Consider the following 19336-nt stretch of genomic DNA (forward strand, 5'->3'; position numbering starts at 1 on the left):
TCGGACCCATGACAATCGCATGCCTCCTCGCCAACACACTAACCGCAGCATGCCGCGCAAACAAACTACCAGAACCCGAAGGACTAACGGCGTGAGTACCGCTGCCGCCGCCCAATCCACTGGCGGCAGCATGTTTTCTCATCCTGCGGTATCACGGTATTGGCATATTGCAGGCCGCAACACACGCATGGTGATCGTTTCGATTGGGTCTTCAAAATCCAATGCCATCCGATCCCGCGCTTTGGTGCTGCGCGCAACGCTTCTGGGAATGCCTGTAGATCAGCAGGTTTGGGGGCAGGGCATGGCAATTGAGGACTGCTACGCCAACATGAAAGAGCTTGACGCTGCTGCCGATGTGTTTGCCGTTCTTCTGCTTCCGGACGCACCGGTGCATATAAATGTGAGGAGTATTCGGCGGCAGCTACAATCGTACAAGGATCTCATTCGTCCCGGAGCATGGCATGGTGTCGGACCAGTGCGTCCGGGTGAGATTGAGTTCTTGTTAAACAGTGCAATTTCGGCCCACCAAACACATGGGAAAGTGATATTCAGATGCGATGCTCACATCGCGAGATAGCCAATTCCCGCGAAAGCGACGCCACACCCAAGCCATTGGCGTGGAGCCATGTTTTCCTTCAGAACCGCCCATGCAAGAACGACGGTAAGTAAGCCAAAAACCGAGGCTGCGACAGAAGCGTACTGGGCATTTGGCAATCCACCGGCAGCTACAACACTTAGAATTGCGACCGCGTCTAACAGGCCCATCAAACATAGCAGAGGCAACGCCTGCACCCCGGGCCAGATCGACTTGCCTGAGATGAGCGCGATCGTGGTCAGAACGAAGATTGCCGTCAGCCGCCCGATCAGTGACACGGAATATTCATCGCCGATCTCTGTTGCATATTGACCCAAGGCAAAAGCCGCAGCAAACCCGACTGCTGCAAGCAATGACAGGGCTATCGTCGGGCCGGGCGCAGGGTAGGTCGTGTCTGTGTCGTCGGACTGCGCGGCGACGATGGACACACCGACGCCGATCGCAATCACGGCTAGCCAATGCCAGACACTGACCGTCGATCCGCGCCATATTGCAAGCGTGACCGACAAGACCGGGTAGCTTGCAACAAGCGGAGCTACCAAACGTACCGGTCCACGCTGAAACGCGGCATACATGCTGAGGCCGGCCAGAAGATAAAACCCACCCGTTGCGATCGCAAAAGAGATCGCAACGCCGGACATTGGGCCGAAGTCACCCCAAGCTGCTACCAGAGCGAACTGCAGAAACGCACCGAAAACCAAAACGGCCATGAGCGATGCAATGACGCTGACGGACTGGCTGATATATCGGACCGACAGATCGTGAATTCCCCAGCACAATGCCGCCAGCAACCCAAGTAAAAGAGCGCTCATGCGGTCATCGCACGTGGTAGTTTCGAACCGATCAATCTGTTGCCAATCAATGATATCAGTCGCGCCAACATGTCACTGTTGATAAACTTATTTTCCTGTTATGCAACATAATTGACGGTAAAGACTTGGAGAAGCTGGATATGTCATCAGCTTTGGAACAACTGGGCGGCGAAGGCCAACTGCGGGTTCTTGTCGAGCGATTTTATGATCGGATGGAGACTGACCCGGCGGTGCAGTCTTTGCATAGGCTTCATTTTCGCGGTCACGGGCTAAATCATACCAGACAGGCACAGTTTGAATTTCTCAGCGGGTTTCTGGGCGGCCGCGCCTATTACCGCGAACGGTTCGGCCACATGGACCTGCGCGAGATTCATGCGCATGTGCCCATTCGGGAAGCGGATGCAGAGCTTTGGCTTGAAACCTTTGATGCTGCCTTAGCGGATTGTGGTTTGGACGGGCCAGTTGTCGAGAGAATACGCGCCACGCTGCGTCGTGCTGCATTAATGTTGATCAACGATGTACCTGATTGGCGGGTTGAGGTCGACGAAGGACAAAGGTCCGGGATTCTCTGATTAAGATAGGTCGAAAAAAAAATCGCCTTTGCGAAGCCAAGAGGGCTTGGTCAGATCTGTCGCAAAACTTAGAAGTGATCTTTGGTGGCATCGTCGTTTGCTAATGCTTTTGTCAGCACAGCGACTGCAGACCCCATTCAACTGACAAATCTGATCTCGGGGTGCCTAAGGTGCGCAATTGCATTGCGCATCGGAGAAATCCAAACTCCACTAATATCGAGATATGACGCTCGACAGTCCGAACGCTGATGTTGTTTCGCTTGGAAACCGCTGCATAGGAGGCGAAGCAGATGTGGAGACCGTACCGGCTGGCGCGCATCCACTACCTAGTTAGTACCTTCGTAGTGTAGATCCGCCAGCCACAAAGAAGCACCTCTTCTGACAGTGAACTTGAAGTCCGTCTGACCGTCACGCGATCCTGCTCGCAAAAGATCGGCAATCGTGTCTTGTCCATCGATACTTTCATCTGTTGGAAAATAGGCTGTCAGTTGATCATCTGGTTTCAGAGTTGTGCCAGGGCCGACATCATCTGGGACGTGAACCACGCTTGTAACCCACTTACCGTTTTCAGCATATTGGGATTGAAACATAACACCATTCGACAAGGTCGTGTCTTGTACGACACCCAGGGTAACTTCCCGCACTTCGACACCGTCTCGCGGATTAGAAAGTCCCAAGGTAACACCCAAGGTGCCTTCCTGCGAAGGGGTAGCCCCTGATTGAAGCAGAATGTCACTAATGGAATTTAGATCATTGATTTTGGTCCCATTGACCGCGTCAACACGCAGCCCCGCGTAAACCCATGCCGGGGCCTCGGCGGTTACGTATTCCACGGTATCGGGATTGTCCGCTGATGCCACGAAAGGCAGAAGAACCTTCCATTCCGATTCTATCGAGGTTGGTTCTAAATCCTGAAGGGGTTGTGTGGTTGTATCAACTTCGGCTTCGACATTCGCCTGAGCTATGCTTTCGGCTTCCACTTTGGCGGCCGCTTCGAGCTCAGCTTGTAGGCGGGCTTCAGCCTCAGCCTCTGCTGCCGCCTGAGCGGCCGCTTCGACCTCTGCCTGCGCTCGGGCTTGCGCCTCTGCCGCCGCTTTAGACGCGGCCTCCACTTCGGCCTGCGCACGGGCTTGTGCTTCGACCGCCGCTTTGGCGCGGGCTTCCGCTTCGGCTTGGGCCGCCGCCTGAGCGGCCGCTTCGGCCTCTGCCTGCGCACGGGCTTCGGCTTCGGTTGCTGCTTTGGCGCGGGCTTCTGCTTCGGCTTGGGCCGCCGCCTGGGCGGCCGCTTCGGCCTGGGCGCGTGCCGTGGTCTCTGCCTGCGCGCGCGCTTCTGCTTGGGCCAGACGCGCTTCGGCTTCTGCGGCGCGCGCAGTGGCATCTGCTATTGCTTCTGCCGCTGCCGCTGCTTCGACCTCAGCTTGGGCCCGGGCTTCGGCTTCAGCAGCCAATATGTCCTCTTGCGTGATCAGTGGTTCGGGGGCTGACGAAAACACTCCGCTGGCCAGAACCCCGACTACGGCGCCGACAACTCCAAGAGCAAGCAGTCCGCCGCCTATCGCAACGCGCTTGTTTCCCCCGGATGAAGAGACAGCAATTTTAACATCTTGCTCTACCGCTGGGGGTTCAGCCAAGTGGTCTATCGCCTCAAGCCACTCATCAGCGGTTTGAAAACGATCCTTTGGCATGGCCGACATGGCCTTGTCGAGCGCCTCGAGAAAAACGTCATCATATTTGTCAAAGCGACCCTGAAGGAGTTTGCAGGGATCGGGCTTCCGCTCGGCAATCGCAGAGACCCGGGTCTGGCTATCTGGTGCACGCTCTCCGGTGATCACATGATAGAATGATGCCGCCAAGGCATAGAGGTCGCTAAACGGTCCCTGAACGCCGTCAGTTACGTAAAATTCCTGTGGTGAATAGCCGTCCTTGACTGCGCGCAGGGCGGACAGAACACGGTTTGTTTTTCTGGCCTGCTCACGTGCGGCACCGAAATCAATCAAGACAGGTATCTTGTCCGGTCCGATCAGGATGTTGTCTGGCGAGATGTCCCGATGCAGCATCCCCTGCTTGTGCATATATGCTACCGCATCCAGAATTTGCCGTAGGATCGACATAACGTCGGCTTCGTCCAGCCGTGTGTCGGTGTCTTCGATTGCGTCTAGAAGATCCGGGCCTTCGATGAAATCTAGTGCCATATAGGCAGTGTCGTTGTCCTCAAAGACCTGGTGTACGCCAACGATATTGGGATGATCCATACTTGCAAGGCGCTGCGCCTCTTGGATGAAATGTCGTACAATCTGGCGAAGATTTTCCTTGTGCTTTTGAACACGTGCCTGCACCAACACGTTTTGCCGGCGGGCGAACATGGCCGGAAAGCACTCTTTGATCACCACCTTGCGGTTGAGACTGTCAGAGGCCAGATAAGTGATACCGAAGCCGCCGCTGTTCAGATAGTGATCAATCTTATACTGGCCATGCAACAGCTCGGTACCTGCAGGGAGGTCATCCGCGGAAGAGGCCCCGGTCATCTGACCTGTATCTTCATGACCAGTGGTTACAAGTTTCATTACGTTGCCCATGCCTCGTCCCGTCCGTTTTTCATCCTTTATCGCATCAGGAATTACTCAAATTCCGATCACAAGAAAGCTTCTCTGTTAAACACAATCTTTAAGCGAATCTGTTCAAACCATGATTTCCAGAAGACACTTTGTTGGATCCAAGTTGGTCAGCGTAGAGATGTCAGGACATACAAACGTTTAACTCCTAATTTACCGGATCCGGAACCATTGCACGGATGAGTTGATCAGGCAAAGGTTCCCGGTGTCTGCGAACATATGATGACCCGAACAAGCCTTGTCGTTTCAGCAGCCTGCTACAGTTTGGCTTTTAGATTGGCGGCGATACAGGATGACCGAATGTCGCGAGAGTAATAGCGGCGCATATTGTTCACCAACTGCGAGAAGATTTCGACCGGGCGTTTAGAGTTCATAAATGTGGCCTGATCAATCGAGGTCTCAACAGGGGTACGGATCGACATCAAAGTCTTATAGCCTCCTGCAATTTCCAAAGCCTGCACCACGCAATCGTAGTCAACGGTGTCTCCTTCACAGGACTCACAGTAGCGCTTGACGATATTCAGGTAACTATCGGTTTCACTGATGCGGGAAATGTTTTCGTTCAAGCGAACCAAATTGACACTTTCCGGCAAATCCGAGCCGCGGCCAAGCATAACCGTCGTGAACTGGTTTGCTTCGTCGGAAAAATGCTGATTGAGATTCAGCAGCCGCGCCAGCCGTTTCAGACCCAACAACCCTGAGACCCGCTTGGGATTGGCCTCTTCCACAAAGGCGCGCATCGTGATTGCCTTGTTTTCCCGCGCCATATAGGCTTCGATCCACTTGAGAAAACCAGCTTCGGACAGGCCATAGTTTTCTGCAGGCATGGAATTGATCAAGTCAAAACGGCCGTTGTTCAGTGTATTCCACAATACATACTCAGCACCTTCAACCTCACCATGAGATTGCAACGCTATCGCGTTGCTTATCGGCTGGCGACCAACCCGATACCCAAAGACGGCCTCACCGTTTGCTTTCAGGGCAGGGTCGCTCAGAGCAAGCAACCAGTTTACGGTTCCCTTGTCGGGATCCGGCGCGCGCAGAAGTTGGTCGCGTCCCGGATGGTCAATCAAATAGTCGGAAAACCCACCCGGTACCGTGTCGCGATCAATCTGACCGAGGATCATCTGCGCCGAACTGTTCCCCTGACTGGCCGCTTCCGACAAACCCTGCAGGCCTTCGGCCTCGCTGCCGTTTAACCAACTTTCTACAGCGGTATTATACGGCTCTTCCTGTGCGACAGCCGTCCCTGACAGGTGCAGTAGGAAAACATTGGCCAAAATTGCGAGCATTCTCATACTACGTTACTCCATTGAATTATCGTCTTGGTCACTGACCGGTGTATCCCTGTTTCGAAGCTGAGTTGGTGCCTCGCTATTGGGATGTCGCGACGATGTCCCGCAGCCAAACTTCCACACGGCGATTGATCCGGCGGCCATTCTCGGTGTCATTGCAGCTTAGCGGCGAGATCTCGCCATAGCCCAGCGTGCGGATCGTTAACCCATCTAGGCTGTTGGCAGGCGCTGCTTGCAACAAAGCGTCGTTGACCTGTTTGGCACGCTGCTGGCTGAGCGAACGATTGGATTTACCCGCTCCCACAGAGTCCGTGTACCCTATCAGCAGAAGCTCCTTGTTTGTGGTTTCTTCCTTGGCAAGCAAAGAAGCAAGACGCGTTATGTCGTCCTGTGCACGGGAATCCAGACGGGAAGATCCGAAGGCAAAACGAAAGGTGATTGAGCTACGATCGGCACCGGACAGCTCAGCCGACATTTCCCGCAACTGCTTCAGAGTGACCTCTGCATCAGTTGGCATAACTGCGCCAAGATACCGTAACCCCTGTTCATTCGGGCCTTGCAGGGATTCACCAAGCGACACAAACCCTGAAGCATCAATTGTCTCTTGCGCTTTTTCGCTTTCGAGGAATTGCATGAAACGGCTCAACTGTGCTGGCACCGTGTCGCCGGTATAAGCATACAAGCGCCGGCTTAGCGGGTATTCTTCTGTTTTGATGGTGAATGGGGTCGCAGGAACCTGGATGCCACAAACACCGCGAATTGCGAGAACCTTGGCTTCATCGGCACTTGCTAGGCTGGTAATCCCTATACCAAGTGGATCAGCGGCAACCGCCGCTGCCAATTCTGTGTCTGTTTCAAAGAGGCTCATCTCGTTCGAGTAAGTTGCCCCGGCGGGATTCATGATCAGGTCACTGAAAACTAACCCAGTTCCGCTGTCAGGCGCGCGCATGTATAGCTGGATCGGGGCATCGGGCCCACCAATCTGGTTCCAATTTGAAATGGCTCCGGAGAATATCCGCGCTAGATCCTGCTCGGCGATTGCCCGCAAAGGGTTACTTTGTGATGTAATGACAACCAAGCCATCCAGCGCAAAAATCTTCTGGTTTTCAGTTGTGGTCATATCCCCAAGCCCGGCCTGCGATGCGCTCGCAAGCTCGTCGGGTTGAGCAGGGCGTGTGGCCACAGCCAGTGCTGAGTTTCCATCGACCAGCTGCTTAATACCGTCGGTGGAATCACCACCCATCAAGGAGACTTCGGCCAAAAACTCGCCTAGTTCGTTGCGAAGCAGAAGTTTATCGACGCCTTCTTCCTGAGAACGTAATGCGGCGCCGCCGATTTCCTCTCCGAATTGCACGGTGAGATCGGCAAAAAGAACGTCCACCAAGCGAGAAGAGCCAGAAATACCATATTCCACCGGACCTTCGTTCCGGTCGGGGCAAGCCTCGCCGATGCATTCGACTTTGAAGGCGTCGACTGAAATTGTACCTACCACTGTTCGGAGCTCGTAGTTGGCACCATCGAAGTCAATAAGCTCTCCGGTTAGCGTCATTCCGCCATCCAAACTGTTCAACTGAACAGTTTCAGCGTTTGCCATGGTCGCAACGGAAAACATCAACGCACCAGAAGCATTTTTCAGGACCTGATTAAACATTTTCCTACCCTCAAACTCTAGATTATTGTTCTTCGTTTCACTGAGAGGAATTTCAAAAAACTGAAGCAACCCTCATGATTTGTTAATCACGTAGCTGTTTACTGGAAGTTCAGTCAAGGCCGCTGGGGAAGTACTTAAAATTGCCTTATTTCCCCCCATTTATGGACATGTTTGAGGCGGATTCTGACCACAGTTGCCGCTCTTTCTTAACTTGTGCTTGGGGGTGACGCGATTCAACGTCAGATTGCATCTTGCTTTTGTGCTTAGTTCTTTCCGTTGGATCGCCCGGAACGTATCTCATGCCAGTGTCGACAAGCATTAGCAGCCTTTGAATCAGGTGATTCTTATCTCAATCGGATGCCTGAAAAGCCAAGCTGGGCCTATTGGTCAGGTGTATCGCAAACTTCACGCTTGGGCTAACCTGAGTCCTGCGTGCGTGTTGACCGCGCTGATCCGTTTTGAGTCGCGTTAGAATTCTGAATTCCTCACCAGCTGATCCTGATTGGAGACATCGCCCAAACCATTGTCGCCTCCTTCTTGGTGCGGTTTCGAAACCGATGCGCGATCATGGAAGGGTAGGAAAAGCTGTCGCCTTCGCGCAGGACTATGATCTCTTCGCCAAGGCGCAGTTCGACTTCTCCGGTCAAAACAATTGCATGTTGCTCGCCCTCGAATGTGTAGCCCTCCAGGGGGTCAGGTGGTGTGCCTGCGCCTGGGCGAAAACGAGACAGGATCAGATAGCATTGACCTGACAATGTGCTTGAAAGCAGTTCGTCTTCGAAGCCGAGTTCTTCGGCGGTCCGTGTATACATCCCCGACAATGCCCGACGGTTTTCGGCGCGGACGACGTGCTTTCGCTCGAGTGAACCGTTTCCCGATTGTTTGGGAAAGAACCAGTTGGGGTCAACCGAAAGGGCCGCACTGATTTCTTGCAAAAGATCTGATGATACCTTCGCCGAGCCAAGCTCGATCCGACTGAGGTAGGCCGTGGAACATGACACAGCGGCCGAAAGATCATTCAGTGTAAGCCCGCGTGCTTTGCGCACTTCCCGGATTTCGCTGCCAAGCTGCCCGGCATCCGTCTGTGAAAGGTCTGTATCCATATTGTCGATATAGAAGATTCAGGTTGATTTTTCGAGCAAAATTCAATCTAGTTTAAAAATGAGAAAATATTCAACCAATCGCGACTGTTTGGGAGGACGTCATGCGCTTTGATTTGATCGCGAATTTCAGCCCCGGAGAGACGATTCCCTGGACTCGCATACTGGAAATGATCATCGAACAATGCGCACTGGCTGAGCAGGCCGGGTTTACGACCGCATGGTTCACCGAACATCACTTTGCCCATAACGGCTATATGAATGCCCCGCCCAATCCGATCCAGATGTGCACCCATGTTGCGGCGCATTGCAAAAAACTGCGGGTGGGGACGGCTCCGATTGTTTTACCCGACTGGCATCCGCTGCGCGTCGCGGAAGATGTGGCGATGCTGGACAACATGACCCTCGGCCGCGTGGATTTTGGCGTAGCGAAGGGCATAAACGAACGCGCGACCCTGCAGTTCAACAAGGATGCGGATCGCCGGGACAATGACAAGGTGATGCGTCTGTATCAGGAAAGCCTTGAGGTTATTCTGAAGGCCTGGACGAATGAAGCGTTTACTCACAAGGGCGAATTCTACCAGTTTCCGGTCCCCGGCTGGACAGAGACCAACCGCTTTTTTGAACCGCTTGATCCGCGCTATCACACGGACGATGGCGAATACAAAGCGATGTATTTGCATCCGCGACCCTATCAGAACGGCCACCCGCCAGTTTGGCTGATGTCCAACGCGCCACCCACCTTCAAACTTGCTGGAGAGAAAGGCTGGGGCGTGATTTCCATGTCCTCTGGGCCCAAACGCACACTCGCTTGCTGGGAGCCTTACCGCGAAGCCTTGTCACAGCGCGAAGGGCGCGACGTGAAACTCGGTGAGGGGGTGGGCGTATGCACAGCATTCTATGTGGGGGAGAACATGGACGAAGCAGTTGAAACGATCCGTCCCGCCATAAATGCCTATTATGAATTCCTCGGTGGCTCGCGCCCAGCAGGAGAATGGACCAAACATGGCTATCTTGATGTCAGTGAAGAGATGACACCCGAGGATGAGGCGATGGACTGGTTCGACTTCCTTAACAAGCGTGGGATCATCGTGGTTGGCGATGCAGCCTATGTGGCAGAGCGTTTTGCCGAGAAGCAGGAGACCATCGGCCTTGATCATCTGATGTTGATGCAGCAGTACACCGGCGTGCCCTACGAGAAGATCCTCGCAAGCTGGGACCGTCTGTTCGAGCATGTCGTGCCGAAGTTCGGCACACAGTCGATCGCAGAAAAACGGGTGCTGCAACATGCTTGAAATCTGGGGACGCCCGTATTCGTCCAACGTGATCCCGGTGATCTGGACCGCAAACGAACTGGGGTTGGACTACACCCTTCAATTGGCCGGCGGGAGCTTTGGCAAACTAGATACCGAGGCCTATGCGAAACTCAATCCCAATCGCATGATCCCCGCGATCCGCGATGGCGACTTTCCTTTGTGGGAGAGCCTCTCGATCGTGCGCTACCTGTGTGACCGTTACGGTGCTGGCACGCTCAGCCCGTCCGACCTCCGGACCCGTGCGCTTGCCGATCAATGGATGGAGTGGTCGGCGAGCCGTGCGTTCTCGCCCGTCATTTACCTCTTCTTTGCCACTGTGCGCACGCAACCCGATCAGCGAGACATCGCAAAAATCGCCGAACTGCGTGATCAGGCGCACGAGGCTCTGACCATTCTGGACGGGCATCTGGGCAACCAGCCGTTTGTGTGTGGTGACGCATTTACCATGGGCGACATCCCTCTTGGCTGCATTGCTTATCGCTACTTCAACGTGGACGTTGAACGCCCTGCGCTACCAAACGTGTATGCGTGGTACCAGCGATTGGCGGAGCGCCCTTCTTATCAGGATCATGTAATGCGCCATTTTGGAACGAATCCGGATGAGTGGGCGGCCTTGGAAAAAGCCTGCGCAAGTGAAGGGGTGCTCTAATGGACATCCGCGACTATCGACGCGCGCTTGGGTCTTTTCCGACGGGTGTCACCATCGTGACAGCCTTTGATACTGATCATCAGCCCTGGGGCCTGACCGCCAATTCCTTTACGTCGGTGTCACTCGAGCCACCGGTGATTTCAGTCTGTATTGCGAAATCCGGTCGCGTGTTCCCAACCCTGTCAGGGTCCAACCACTTTGCAGTGAACATCCTATCTGCGGATCAACAGATGCTGGCACTGCATTTCGCCAGCGATGTGGAGAACCGGTTTACCGACACCGACTGGACCACAGGTCATGCGGCCCCGATCCTGCCGGGCGCTTCGGCGCATCTGGATTGTGAGGTGCACGGCCGCATGGATGCGGGTGATCACGAAATCCTTTTGGGCCGCGTCACAAGCTACACACATACGCCTGTTCCACCTCTTGTCTATTGCCGCGGCAGCTTTTTCGGTGCGTCACAACCGGAGGCTTTGGGATGAGCGATCATCTGACTTATCACACTCGGTTCACGCCTGCTGAGTTCGATGAGCAATACAACCTGCGCGCCGGTCGGCCGGATTATGAAGAGACGGTCATTCCGGGGTGGAGTGCCGATAGTGAAGCCGCGCGCAACAGGCTCGATTGCAGCCTGGACATACGCTACGGCGATGGTGCCAACCAGAAACTGGATGTGTTCCGTTGTGGCAACGCGTCGGCCCCGACACAGGTCTATTTTCATGGCGGGTATTGGCAACGCGGCGACAAATCCATCTACAGCTTCATTGCAACGCCATTCGTCGCCGCCGATGTCAATGTCGTTATCGTGGGCTATGATCTGTGTCCTTCCGTCACAATCACACGGATCTCGCAAGAAGCACGTGAGGCGATGGCGTTTATCTGGCAGAACGCAAGCGACCTGGGGATCAACCGCCACCGCATAACCGTGATGGGGCATTCTGCGGGGGGCCATATCACCCAGATGATGATGGCGACCGACTGGCCTGTCTTTGGGGCGGATTTGCCAAGCGACCTGATCAAGGCGGGCATCCCTGTCTCACCCCTCAGTTACCTGGAACCTGTGCGCCTGACCGAAGCCCTGAATGCGGGCATTCGGATGGACCCGGCCGAGGCTGAGGCTGAGAGCCCGATGGTCAACCATCCACCGGTCACCAACGCACCACAGCTGGTTGTGGTCGGCGGGGCCGAGACGGATGAATTTCACCGTCAGGCATGCATGTATGTGCAGGCCTATGGGAGCACGAAGCGATCCGTTGGCCTTTATACGGTGCCCGATGTCGATCATTTCGACGAATTGAACGTGCTCGTCGATCCGACAAGCCCGTTCTTTAATTATGCCTGTCACATGCTTCAGGGAAAAGGACCAAACCTATGACTGCTCTGACCCGAGACCTCGTTGACTCCGTGGGCGACGCTTTCAACGCAAATGACATCGACGCTGTAATGAAGCATTTCGCCGATGATGCGACTTTCGATCACGCGGTCGGCACAGAACCGCACGGTGTGCGATTTGAGGGTGCCGAGACAATCCGCAGCGTGTTCGCGGGACTTTTTGAGAAAGTCGAGAATGTGCATTGGGAGACGCTGGATTGCGCTCTGGCGGGCAACAAGGCGTACTGCGAGTATCGGCGCACGGCCACGCATAAAGATGGATCCAAGGAAGAGTTTTTGAGTGTAGATATCCTGACCTACCGCGACGGGCTGATCGTTCACAAAGACACCTACTATAAACAGCGAACGGGTTGAGTCGGTCGGTTTGCCGACGTCAGGCTACAAGACCGGCAACCGAGCTGATCAAGCCTATGCCGACTGTGTCTTATCTCTCGCGTTTGTTGCAGTCAGCAACTTGAAGACCACGGTCAGCTAGCTAGCCGACAGCCAGGAATCCAGGCTCCGTTAATTTGTCTGTCAGCATGATTATTTTACTATCAGGAAAAACTGGTGCTAAGATAAATCGAATTGGCAAGGGGAATGCCTTGCACCTGCTTGCAGAACCAGTTCGGACACGTGTAGCAATGCATTGGACCTATGAAATTGAAAAAACGCGATACAGAAGTGGTGGCAAATCTGACGCAGGACCCTCATTCCGTTCGGACAGGCGAACGTGAAAAAGTACTCGAAGTTGCCATCGGTCGCGAAGTACGTGCCTTTCGTAAGCAGCAAAACATCACCGTCGCGGATTTGGCCCAACTGACCGGATTGTCGATTGGTATGCTGTCAAAGATCGAAAACGGCAATACGTCGCCGTCGTTAACCACACTGCAATTGCTAGCCGATGCCTTGTCGGTGCCGCTGACAAGCTTTTTTCGGCAGTTCGAAGAACGCCGGGAAGCCGTTCACACAAAAGCCGGTGAGGGTGTGGAACTGGAACGCGAGGGCACGCGTGCCAACCACCAATACAACCTGTTGGGCCATATCGGTGCCAATGGATCTGGAGTGATCGTCGAACCCTACTTGATCACGTTGACAGCCGAGTCCGACGTTTTCCCGACGTTCCAACATGGCGGTATCGAAACGATCTATATGTTGGAAGGCGAGGTTGATTATCGCCACGGGGATCAGATTTATCCACTCAGGCCTGGCGATACGCTGTTTTTTGACGCCGACGCACCGCACGGTCCGGAACGGTTGGTTAGTTTGCCCGCGCGCTACATCTCCGTGATCAGTTATCCGCAGGCAAACTGATAGGCTTGCGTAAAACAAACTCCGTGGGTTGATCAAATCCGGCGTGCGTACCCGTAGCTACGATCGTAAATCCAAACCTTGAAAATACCCGGTGGTTCTCGGTCAGCTCCACGCGTGTTTCCAACTCCAATGCCGGAAGCCCAAGGGAAAGCGCCCGACGTTCTGCATGATCGACCAGGGCCCGGCCAACGCCTTGTCCACGCATCCCGTCTTGCACTGCAAGCTTGCTCAAATACAGGCTCTCGCCTCTGGGTTTCAGGAACATGCACCCAAATAACGGTCGGCCGACAGCCCAGATTTCCCCACCATCCCGGCAATGCTCTTGCATCCCTTCCACCGTCAGATGGTGGATTGATGATGGTGGGTTGATGCGTGCGTTCATATAGTGAAAAGACGCCCGCACCAGAGCAAGCGCGTCATACATAGCAGAGTCGTCCTCTGCTACGCTCCAGAGGGCCTTATCCAGAGTTTCAACACTAGCCATGACACCCGCTACTTCGCCAGTGGCGGTTCTGTTTCCAGATCCGGCCAGATTCCGGGTGAGGTCGGAAGCCCGTCGTCAAACCGGCTGAGGTAATCCAGCATCATCGGTCTGTTATCAATGAACCCTTTGTAGGTTGCCAGTTCTTCGGGCAGGTCACGAATAACCCGGTGCAGGCGGCGACCCCATTTCGGCACCGTCATCAGATCCTGAAAACTGCACAAATAGCAACGGATCGGGAACACCAGCGCGTTGGAGCGCGGCAGACGGAAGAACGTCTGCAACTCAACCCGCAGATGCTGCTTGTGGGCGATGTTTTCGGGCGTCAGAGTCGTCTTCTGGATACCCCACTTGTGGTAGTTTTCCGGGCTGGTATCCAGCAGCGGGTTTACGGTCATGGTCCAGTTCAAACGCCGCGCGGGGGCGCCCTGCTGGATGTTCAGCAGGAACTTCAGGGCCCGCTGGAAAATACCCATTTCATGGGCTTTCGGAACTGGCGCATGCCATTCGAAAAAGTTCATTCCAATGTCGAAATCCAGGCTCCAGTCGGCCTGTGTGGTTACCATGCCGGCGTCCATCCACAGCATCTCGTCGCGCTGATCCAGCACGGCGAAATCACCTTGCGCCTGCCGGGTGATGTACTCCATCGGGCCATAAGGCAGCGTGGTTTCATCCATGAAGGTAAAGCTGTGATCAATACCCATTGGCTTATTGATCCAGCGCCACTGGTTGCCGTTGCGATGCAGTTCGAACAAATCCGGGTAATCCTCGGATTTGCTGACCATGATCAGTTCCAGTAGGTCCCAGCCCGCCAAGGTCATATGCGGCAGCGACTGACAACGCAGCGGGTCCTGATCCAGAACCATAGCGCGGTCTTTCATCTCTGAGACGTAGTGCTCGTCCACATCGAACCGCATCTCATAGACTGATCCCTCGGGACCGCCCCGATGCTGCTCCATGTTGACAGAATACATGTAGCTGTCTTCGTGAAACGGGAACGGAAACCGTTTGATCGCCCAGTCCGAGTTGTGGAACGTATAATCGTCGCGGAAGGATTCGTCGTTGAATTGAATGGTCATGTCGGGCTTCCTCTCAGCGGTCCAGCTCGAGGGACTTGCCCTCGAAACGCGATACGCAGGGCATGATCTTCTTGCCCGAAGCTTTTTCTTCAGCGGTCAACCAGTGGTCACGATGCACGAAGTTGCCATCGTGATCCAACACCATGGTTTCGCATTGGCCACAGGCGCCGCCGCGGCACAGATAAGGTGCGTCGACGCCTTCGCGTTCAATGGCTTCCAGCAGGCTTTCATTCTCACCTACATGGACAACCTTATCCGACTTCGCCAACCGAACCTCGAAAGGTTTGCCAGGTTGTGGTGCCAGAAATTCTTCGTAGTGGATGCAGTCAACAGGCCACCCCTCAGCGGCAGCGGTATTGCGCACCCAATCGATCATGCCTTTGGGACCACAGACGTAAACATGAGTGCCCAGAGGCTGGCCGCTTAATAGGTTTTTAAGATCAATCGCCTGGCTCTGGTCGTCGTAATAAAGTCGCGTCTCGTTTGGGTATCTGTCTGTAAGTTGGTCGGCATATGAAGCGAGCGCATGGTTACGGCAGGCATAGTGCAATTCCCAATGGCCATGCAGCACGTCCAGCTGTTTGATTTGTGCCAGAAAAGGCGTGATCCCAATGCCACCGGCCAGAAACAGATGTTTGCGCGCCCGCAAGTCCAGCGAGAACAGGTTAACCGGGTAGCTAATGGTCATTTCATCGCCCAGCTTGACCTGACGATGCATGAACAGCGATCCGCCCCGACCCTCATCATCGCGTCGCACCGAGATGGTGTAGGACGACTGATCGAACGGATCCGACATAAGCGAATACGGATTTAGCCGCGTGATGCCGCCATCTTGCATTTCGACCACTGTATGCGCCCCGCCCGAAAAAGTTGGCAATTGCCCTCCGTCGACGCGTTCAAACCGGAACCGCGTCACCAACTCGTTTAGCGGGGTGATTTCGGTCACTTTGACCTGAATTTTTTCGGCACCGCTCATTCGTAAATCCCCTTCGGCTCGGGCACGTTGCCATGATCTTCAGCGTCGACACGAACCCCTTGATAGGCGGCAAGGCGGCGGGAATAGTGATCGCGTACGAACAGGTTCAATCCGCAATGCGCGCAGACATAGGGGTCAATCTCGACGTCTTCGGTAATGCCCTTACAGTGCACGCATTGCATGCGGCGCGCGACTGAACCGCGGTGTTCGGTCTGGATTGCGGTGTGCGGCAGGCCAACAGCCATCACTTCGTTCATGGCCTGCCCCATCATACCTTCGGTGCCGGTCAGATAAACCTGCAACCCCATATGCGCGTCTTCCAACACACGGCGAATGCGCTGCAGCGAGGCCTCGTAGGACGGACCTTCGTAGAACTGCGCGGGATTCAGTGCTTGCAGTCGCTCAACGTAATCCGTTCCCTTGGGAATGTAGATCAGATGGGTTTTGGCCATCAGGTCGGGTGTCGCGATGGCAAGAATGGCTTCGGCCCCTTCGGCCTCGGCGATCATGAGATGATGTTCGCCCTGGCGAACCTCTAGCGTGCCCCAGACCGGGCGGCTTGCGATTGACTTGGGAAATTCGAACTTTGACATTGTGCCCTCAAATAGGAGAAGGGCGCCACGGTATGTCCGTCGCGCCCCCTGAAACTCAGCCCTTTGCGGTTCTGATCGATTTGTCCTGATCGTAGAACGGCATCTCTTCCGCAGTCGCTGCTATTTCTGTCCCATCACCGTTGCGCACTGTCAGCTTGGTGCCGGGTGAAGCACAGGCGACCGGCATCCGCGCGATGCCGACATTGTGCCCGTTGATTTCGGAATACATGCCGAAGGTCACGACGCCGACCTTTTCGCCGTTTTGAAGCAGGTCCGCGCCTTCATCCGCCGGCGTAGTGCCGTCAAGCTTGACGCCGTAGATCTTGAACCGCTCTTTGCCTTGCGAGGCATAGTGGTTTTCGGCCCCGATAAAGCCGGTTTTCCCGGGTGAAACGGTGAATTCCAGGCCCAGCTCCCAAAGCGTATCACCGCAGGTTTCGCCGTCGAACGGGTAGGTTTCCGAGTTGTCGCCCGGATAGAACAGAAGATAGCTTTCAGTGCGCAGCAGATCGAGCGTCGAGAATTGGACCGGGACGATGCCCATATCCTTACCCTCGGCCAGAATGCTATCCCACAGATGCACCGCGTGTTTAGCTTGGCAGAAAATCTCATACCCGCGCTCACCGGTGTAACCGGTCCGCGAAATCATAACCGGGCAGCCATAGAGTTTGGTCTGTATGATGCCGAAATACGCCAGATCGCGAATTCCGGGGATATGCTTGGCCAGGAAATCAACGGCCACTGGTCCCTGCAGCGACATGTCATGCATGTCGTCGTCAAAAATGATCGAGCAGTTCTTGCCTGCCGCCACCGATGTCAACTGCTCCATGCCCGTTCCTGTGCCGTGCACCACAAGCCAGGTGTTCACCGACAGGCGATAAATGATGCAGTCATCAACAAACTTGCCTTCGGCATTCAGGATTGACGCATAGGTCGACCGACCCGGCATGATCTTTTCCACATTACGCGTGGTGACTCGGTCAATGACATAGGCCGCATCTTCGCCCACGACATGAACCTTTTTCAGGCCCGAGACATCCATCAGACCGGCTTTGGTGCGGATGGCTTCGTAATCGGCTTTGGCACGTTCCGGGCTGTCGTCGTAGAACCATGCGGTCCCCATTCCATTCCAGTCTTCAAGCTCACCGCCGATTTCGGCGTGGCGCTGCGCAAGGGCCGACGTCCTCCAAAGAATGGCCATGGTTCAGGTCTCCCGTTGGTTGCTTTTGTTGGCCATATTGAGGCCGATGTCAGATCGAAAATCAACACCTCAGTGCAGATTTTTTTCCTGATGGGAATATTTGCCTTCAAATTTTGTACCCTGATCAGGGAGTGCGGCGAACTCAAAATCTGTTACTTAGCAAGAGGTTACGGCTAAATTCAACCCTCTGGAACACCGATGCGACACCACTCTAAAAGATGTTTGCCCCACATATCTATTGACAGGTGATCAACGAAATTGTCCCCTGAGTGGATAATATTTCCCAGCAGGAAAGTGTCCGCAGAGACGCCTTCTGCTGCAACAATAGGGAGACTGAGAAGTGGATGGTAATCTAAACGCGCTCACGACCGTGTTTACCGAGTTCTATTACTGGGTAACGGTCGTTTTCATGTTCCTCATCCATGTGGGCTTTTGCATGTACGAAGTCGGCGCCAGCCGTGCTCGTAACCATATGCACACATTGATGAAAAACATCATGATCATTCCGTTGGTGACGGTCACGTTCTTCTTGTTCGGATGGTGGATCTACTGGGCCTTTCCGAACTTTCCGTTCTGGGGCGGTCTGGACACTGAAGCAGGTGCTGCGAATTTGCCTTGGGCCGATACGATGGCCACAAATCTGGGTGATAGAATCACGGGTGTTTTCTGGGCCGCATTCCTGCTGTTCTCATGGACCGCTGCCTCGATTGTTTCTGGATCTGTGATCGAGCGGATCAGATCTTCGGCCCTTTGGGTGCACGCAGTTCTGATTGGATCGGTTTTTTGGATCATCGATGCGGCTTGGGGTTGGCATTATGGAGGCTGGATGGTGCGCGTACTGGGATATCACGATGCATATGCATCGGGAGTTATCCACGCGATTGCTGGTGGTTACGCGTTGGGCGTCATAATGGTGCTTGGTCCGCGCTTGGGCAAATTCGCCAAGGATGGCACGCCCCGTGATATCCCCCCCCACAATCCATGGCTGCTGACCATCGGAATTTTTCTGATTTACACCGGGTTCTGGGGCTTCTACGCCGCATGTAACGTCCCTGTAATTTCGCCCGAAGTAATCGATGGTCAAATTACCGGAGCGACCTGGACTGCGACCAACATCTATCTGGCACCCACGACGCTGTCGGCGATCACTTTCAATTTCCTGATGTCGCTGTCTGGCGGGTTGATGGCGGCTTATGTGATCTCGAAAGGTGATGCGTTCTGGACCTTCTCTGGTGGACTTGCTGGCATTATCACCGCTTCGGCAGGAAATGATCTGTACCACCCGATTCAGGCGATGATCATTGCCGCTATTGGTGTCGTGATTGTGTACAAACTGCACTATTGGGTCGAACGCCGGTTCAAACTGGACGACGCGGTTGGAGCTGTTGCGGTGCATGGTTATGCAGGGGTAGTCGGATTGGTGATTTCTGGTTTTGTCCTGTGGGGCGTGCCGTCTTCGCCGTATGAAGGCTATGCAGCAATCAATCCGATCGGCCAGATCACGGGCGCAATCATCATGTTCTTCGTTCTGGGCTTTCTGCCTGGTTGGATCGTGGCAAAGATGCAGGCCGCAGCAGGCGTTCTGCGCATCCCTGAAGAAGTCGAGCTGCAGGGCCTCGATTATGCTGAACATCATGCCTACGAGGACGCCAAAGCAGCAATTATCGAGGCTGACAAACAAGAACTTGCAGCCCGTGGCGTGGCGGCGAAGTGAGGGAG

Annotated in this window: 20 protein-coding genes and 1 pseudogene; 10 read left to right on the top strand and 11 right to left on the bottom strand. The window is 54.6% G+C overall.

All coding sequences use genetic code 11. The annotated features are described in order from the left end of the window. Window positions 1-95: pseudogene (locus tag ACR0BU_RS12185) on the top strand (bifunctional methylenetetrahydrofolate dehydrogenase/methenyltetrahydrofolate cyclohydrolase); the annotation flags it as partial. Continuing rightward, on the top strand, window positions 92-577 hold the full coding sequence (locus tag ACR0BU_RS12190; protein ID WP_480737574.1) for a hypothetical protein: 486 nt from the start codon (window positions 92-94) through the stop codon (window positions 575-577). The pseudogene ACR0BU_RS12185 and the gene ACR0BU_RS12190, both read left to right, overlap by 4 nt. On the opposite strand, the gene ACR0BU_RS12195 is transcribed toward ACR0BU_RS12190, so the two are convergent. After that, entirely contained in the window at window positions 562-1407 is an 846-nt protein-coding gene (locus ACR0BU_RS12195) for an EamA family transporter (RefSeq protein WP_480737575.1), read from the bottom strand. The two genes, ACR0BU_RS12190 and ACR0BU_RS12195, sit on opposite strands and share 16 nt — an antisense overlap. Window positions 1408-1547: 140 nt before the next feature. Between ACR0BU_RS12195 and ACR0BU_RS12200 the strand changes: the two genes are divergently transcribed. Next, complete coding sequence (locus ACR0BU_RS12200; protein WP_480737576.1) at window positions 1548-1979, top strand: group II truncated hemoglobin; 432 nt, start codon at window positions 1548-1550, stop codon at window positions 1977-1979. Window positions 1980-2091: 112 nt separating this feature from the next. On the opposite strand, the gene ACR0BU_RS12205 is transcribed toward ACR0BU_RS12200, so the two are convergent. From ACR0BU_RS12205 to ACR0BU_RS12225, 5 genes are all read right to left on the bottom strand, one after another. Further along, window positions 2092-2298: a helix-turn-helix domain-containing protein gene (locus ACR0BU_RS12205; protein ID WP_480737577.1), complete on the bottom strand. Its 207-nt coding sequence runs from the start codon at window positions 2296-2298 to the stop codon at window positions 2092-2094. A 7-nt stretch (window positions 2299-2305) separates the two neighbouring features. Then, window positions 2306-4543 carry a serine/threonine-protein kinase gene (locus ACR0BU_RS12210; RefSeq protein WP_480737578.1) on the bottom strand — a complete coding sequence of 746 codons (2238 nt, stop codon included), beginning with the start codon at window positions 4541-4543 and terminating at the stop codon, window positions 2306-2308. 305 nt (window positions 4544-4848) lie between these two features. Next, window positions 4849-5889, bottom strand: a complete 1041-nt coding sequence (locus ACR0BU_RS12215) for a hypothetical protein (protein ID WP_298935182.1) — start codon at window positions 5887-5889, stop codon at window positions 4849-4851. Window positions 5890-5965: 76 nt separating this feature from the next. Next, window positions 5966-7537, bottom strand: coding sequence for a phosphate ABC transporter substrate-binding/OmpA family protein (locus tag ACR0BU_RS12220; RefSeq protein ID WP_299890388.1), 1572 nt, complete (start codon window positions 7535-7537; stop codon window positions 5966-5968). Between the two features lie 485 nt (window positions 7538-8022). Continuing rightward, entirely contained in the window at window positions 8023-8640 is a 618-nt protein-coding gene (locus ACR0BU_RS12225) for a helix-turn-helix domain-containing protein (RefSeq protein WP_480737580.1), read from the bottom strand. 101 nt (window positions 8641-8741) lie between these two features. On the opposite strand from ACR0BU_RS12225, the gene ACR0BU_RS12230 reads away from it, so the two are divergent. The 6 genes from ACR0BU_RS12230 (at window position 8742) to ACR0BU_RS12255 (ending at window position 13287) form a co-directional block, all read left to right on the top strand. Continuing rightward, window positions 8742-9932, top strand: coding sequence for an LLM class flavin-dependent oxidoreductase (locus ACR0BU_RS12230; protein ID WP_480737581.1), 1191 nt, complete (start codon window positions 8742-8744; stop codon window positions 9930-9932). Next, window positions 9925-10602, top strand: coding sequence for a glutathione S-transferase family protein (locus ACR0BU_RS12235; RefSeq protein WP_480737583.1), 678 nt, complete (start codon window positions 9925-9927; stop codon window positions 10600-10602). Before ACR0BU_RS12230 ends, ACR0BU_RS12235 begins: the two co-directional genes overlap by 8 nt. Next, window positions 10602-11084, top strand: a complete 483-nt coding sequence (locus ACR0BU_RS12240; protein WP_480737585.1) for a flavin reductase family protein — start codon at window positions 10602-10604, stop codon at window positions 11082-11084. Before ACR0BU_RS12235 ends, ACR0BU_RS12240 begins: the two co-directional genes overlap by 1 nt. Continuing rightward, window positions 11081-11977, top strand: a complete 897-nt coding sequence (locus ACR0BU_RS12245) for an alpha/beta hydrolase (RefSeq protein ID WP_480737587.1) — start codon at window positions 11081-11083, stop codon at window positions 11975-11977. Before ACR0BU_RS12240 ends, ACR0BU_RS12245 begins: the two co-directional genes overlap by 4 nt. Further along, window positions 11974-12348 carry a nuclear transport factor 2 family protein gene (locus ACR0BU_RS12250; RefSeq protein WP_299080513.1) on the top strand — a complete coding sequence of 125 codons (375 nt, stop codon included), beginning with the start codon at window positions 11974-11976 and terminating at the stop codon, window positions 12346-12348. Before ACR0BU_RS12245 ends, ACR0BU_RS12250 begins: the two co-directional genes overlap by 4 nt. Window positions 12349-12630: 282 nt before the next feature. Next, the gene (locus tag ACR0BU_RS12255; protein ID WP_299080511.1) at window positions 12631-13287 is read left to right on the top strand and encodes a helix-turn-helix domain-containing protein; all 657 of its coding nucleotides are present in this window, start codon (window positions 12631-12633) and stop codon (window positions 13285-13287) included. Here the strand turns inward: ACR0BU_RS12255 and ACR0BU_RS12260 are convergent. From ACR0BU_RS12260 to ACR0BU_RS12280, 5 genes are read right to left on the bottom strand one after another with little or no spacing between them, the layout of a single operon-like run. Continuing rightward, window positions 13265-13771: a GNAT family N-acetyltransferase gene (locus tag ACR0BU_RS12260; protein WP_298935173.1), complete on the bottom strand. Its 507-nt coding sequence runs from the start codon at window positions 13769-13771 to the stop codon at window positions 13265-13267. The genes ACR0BU_RS12255 and ACR0BU_RS12260 overlap by 23 nt on opposite strands. Before the next feature lie 8 nt (window positions 13772-13779). Next, on the bottom strand, window positions 13780-14847 hold the full coding sequence (locus ACR0BU_RS12265) for a heme-dependent oxidative N-demethylase family protein (RefSeq protein WP_480737588.1): 1068 nt from the start codon (window positions 14845-14847) through the stop codon (window positions 13780-13782). A gap of 13 nt (window positions 14848-14860) precedes the next feature. After that, window positions 14861-15823 (bottom strand): PDR/VanB family oxidoreductase, encoded by a 963-nt coding sequence (locus ACR0BU_RS12270; protein ID WP_299080505.1) that lies wholly within the window; start codon window positions 15821-15823, stop codon window positions 14861-14863. Next, window positions 15820-16416 carry a dimethylamine monooxygenase subunit DmmA family protein gene (locus tag ACR0BU_RS12275; RefSeq protein ID WP_480737590.1) on the bottom strand — a complete coding sequence of 199 codons (597 nt, stop codon included), beginning with the start codon at window positions 16414-16416 and terminating at the stop codon, window positions 15820-15822. The genes ACR0BU_RS12270 and ACR0BU_RS12275 overlap by 4 nt, the downstream gene beginning before the upstream one ends. A 55-nt stretch (window positions 16417-16471) precedes the next feature. After that, entirely contained in the window at window positions 16472-17617 is a 1146-nt protein-coding gene (locus tag ACR0BU_RS12280; RefSeq protein ID WP_480737592.1) for an aminomethyl transferase family protein, read from the bottom strand. Window positions 17618-17957: 340 nt separating this feature from the next. Here ACR0BU_RS12280 and ACR0BU_RS12285 point away from each other — a divergent pair, with 340 nt between their 5' ends. Beyond that, a complete protein-coding gene (locus tag ACR0BU_RS12285; RefSeq protein ID WP_298935168.1) occupies window positions 17958-19331 on the top strand; it encodes an ammonium transporter in 1374 nt (457 codons plus the stop codon). Window positions 19332-19336: the final 5 nt, after the last annotated feature.

The organism is Ruegeria sp. CK2 (genome assembly GCF_056536585.1).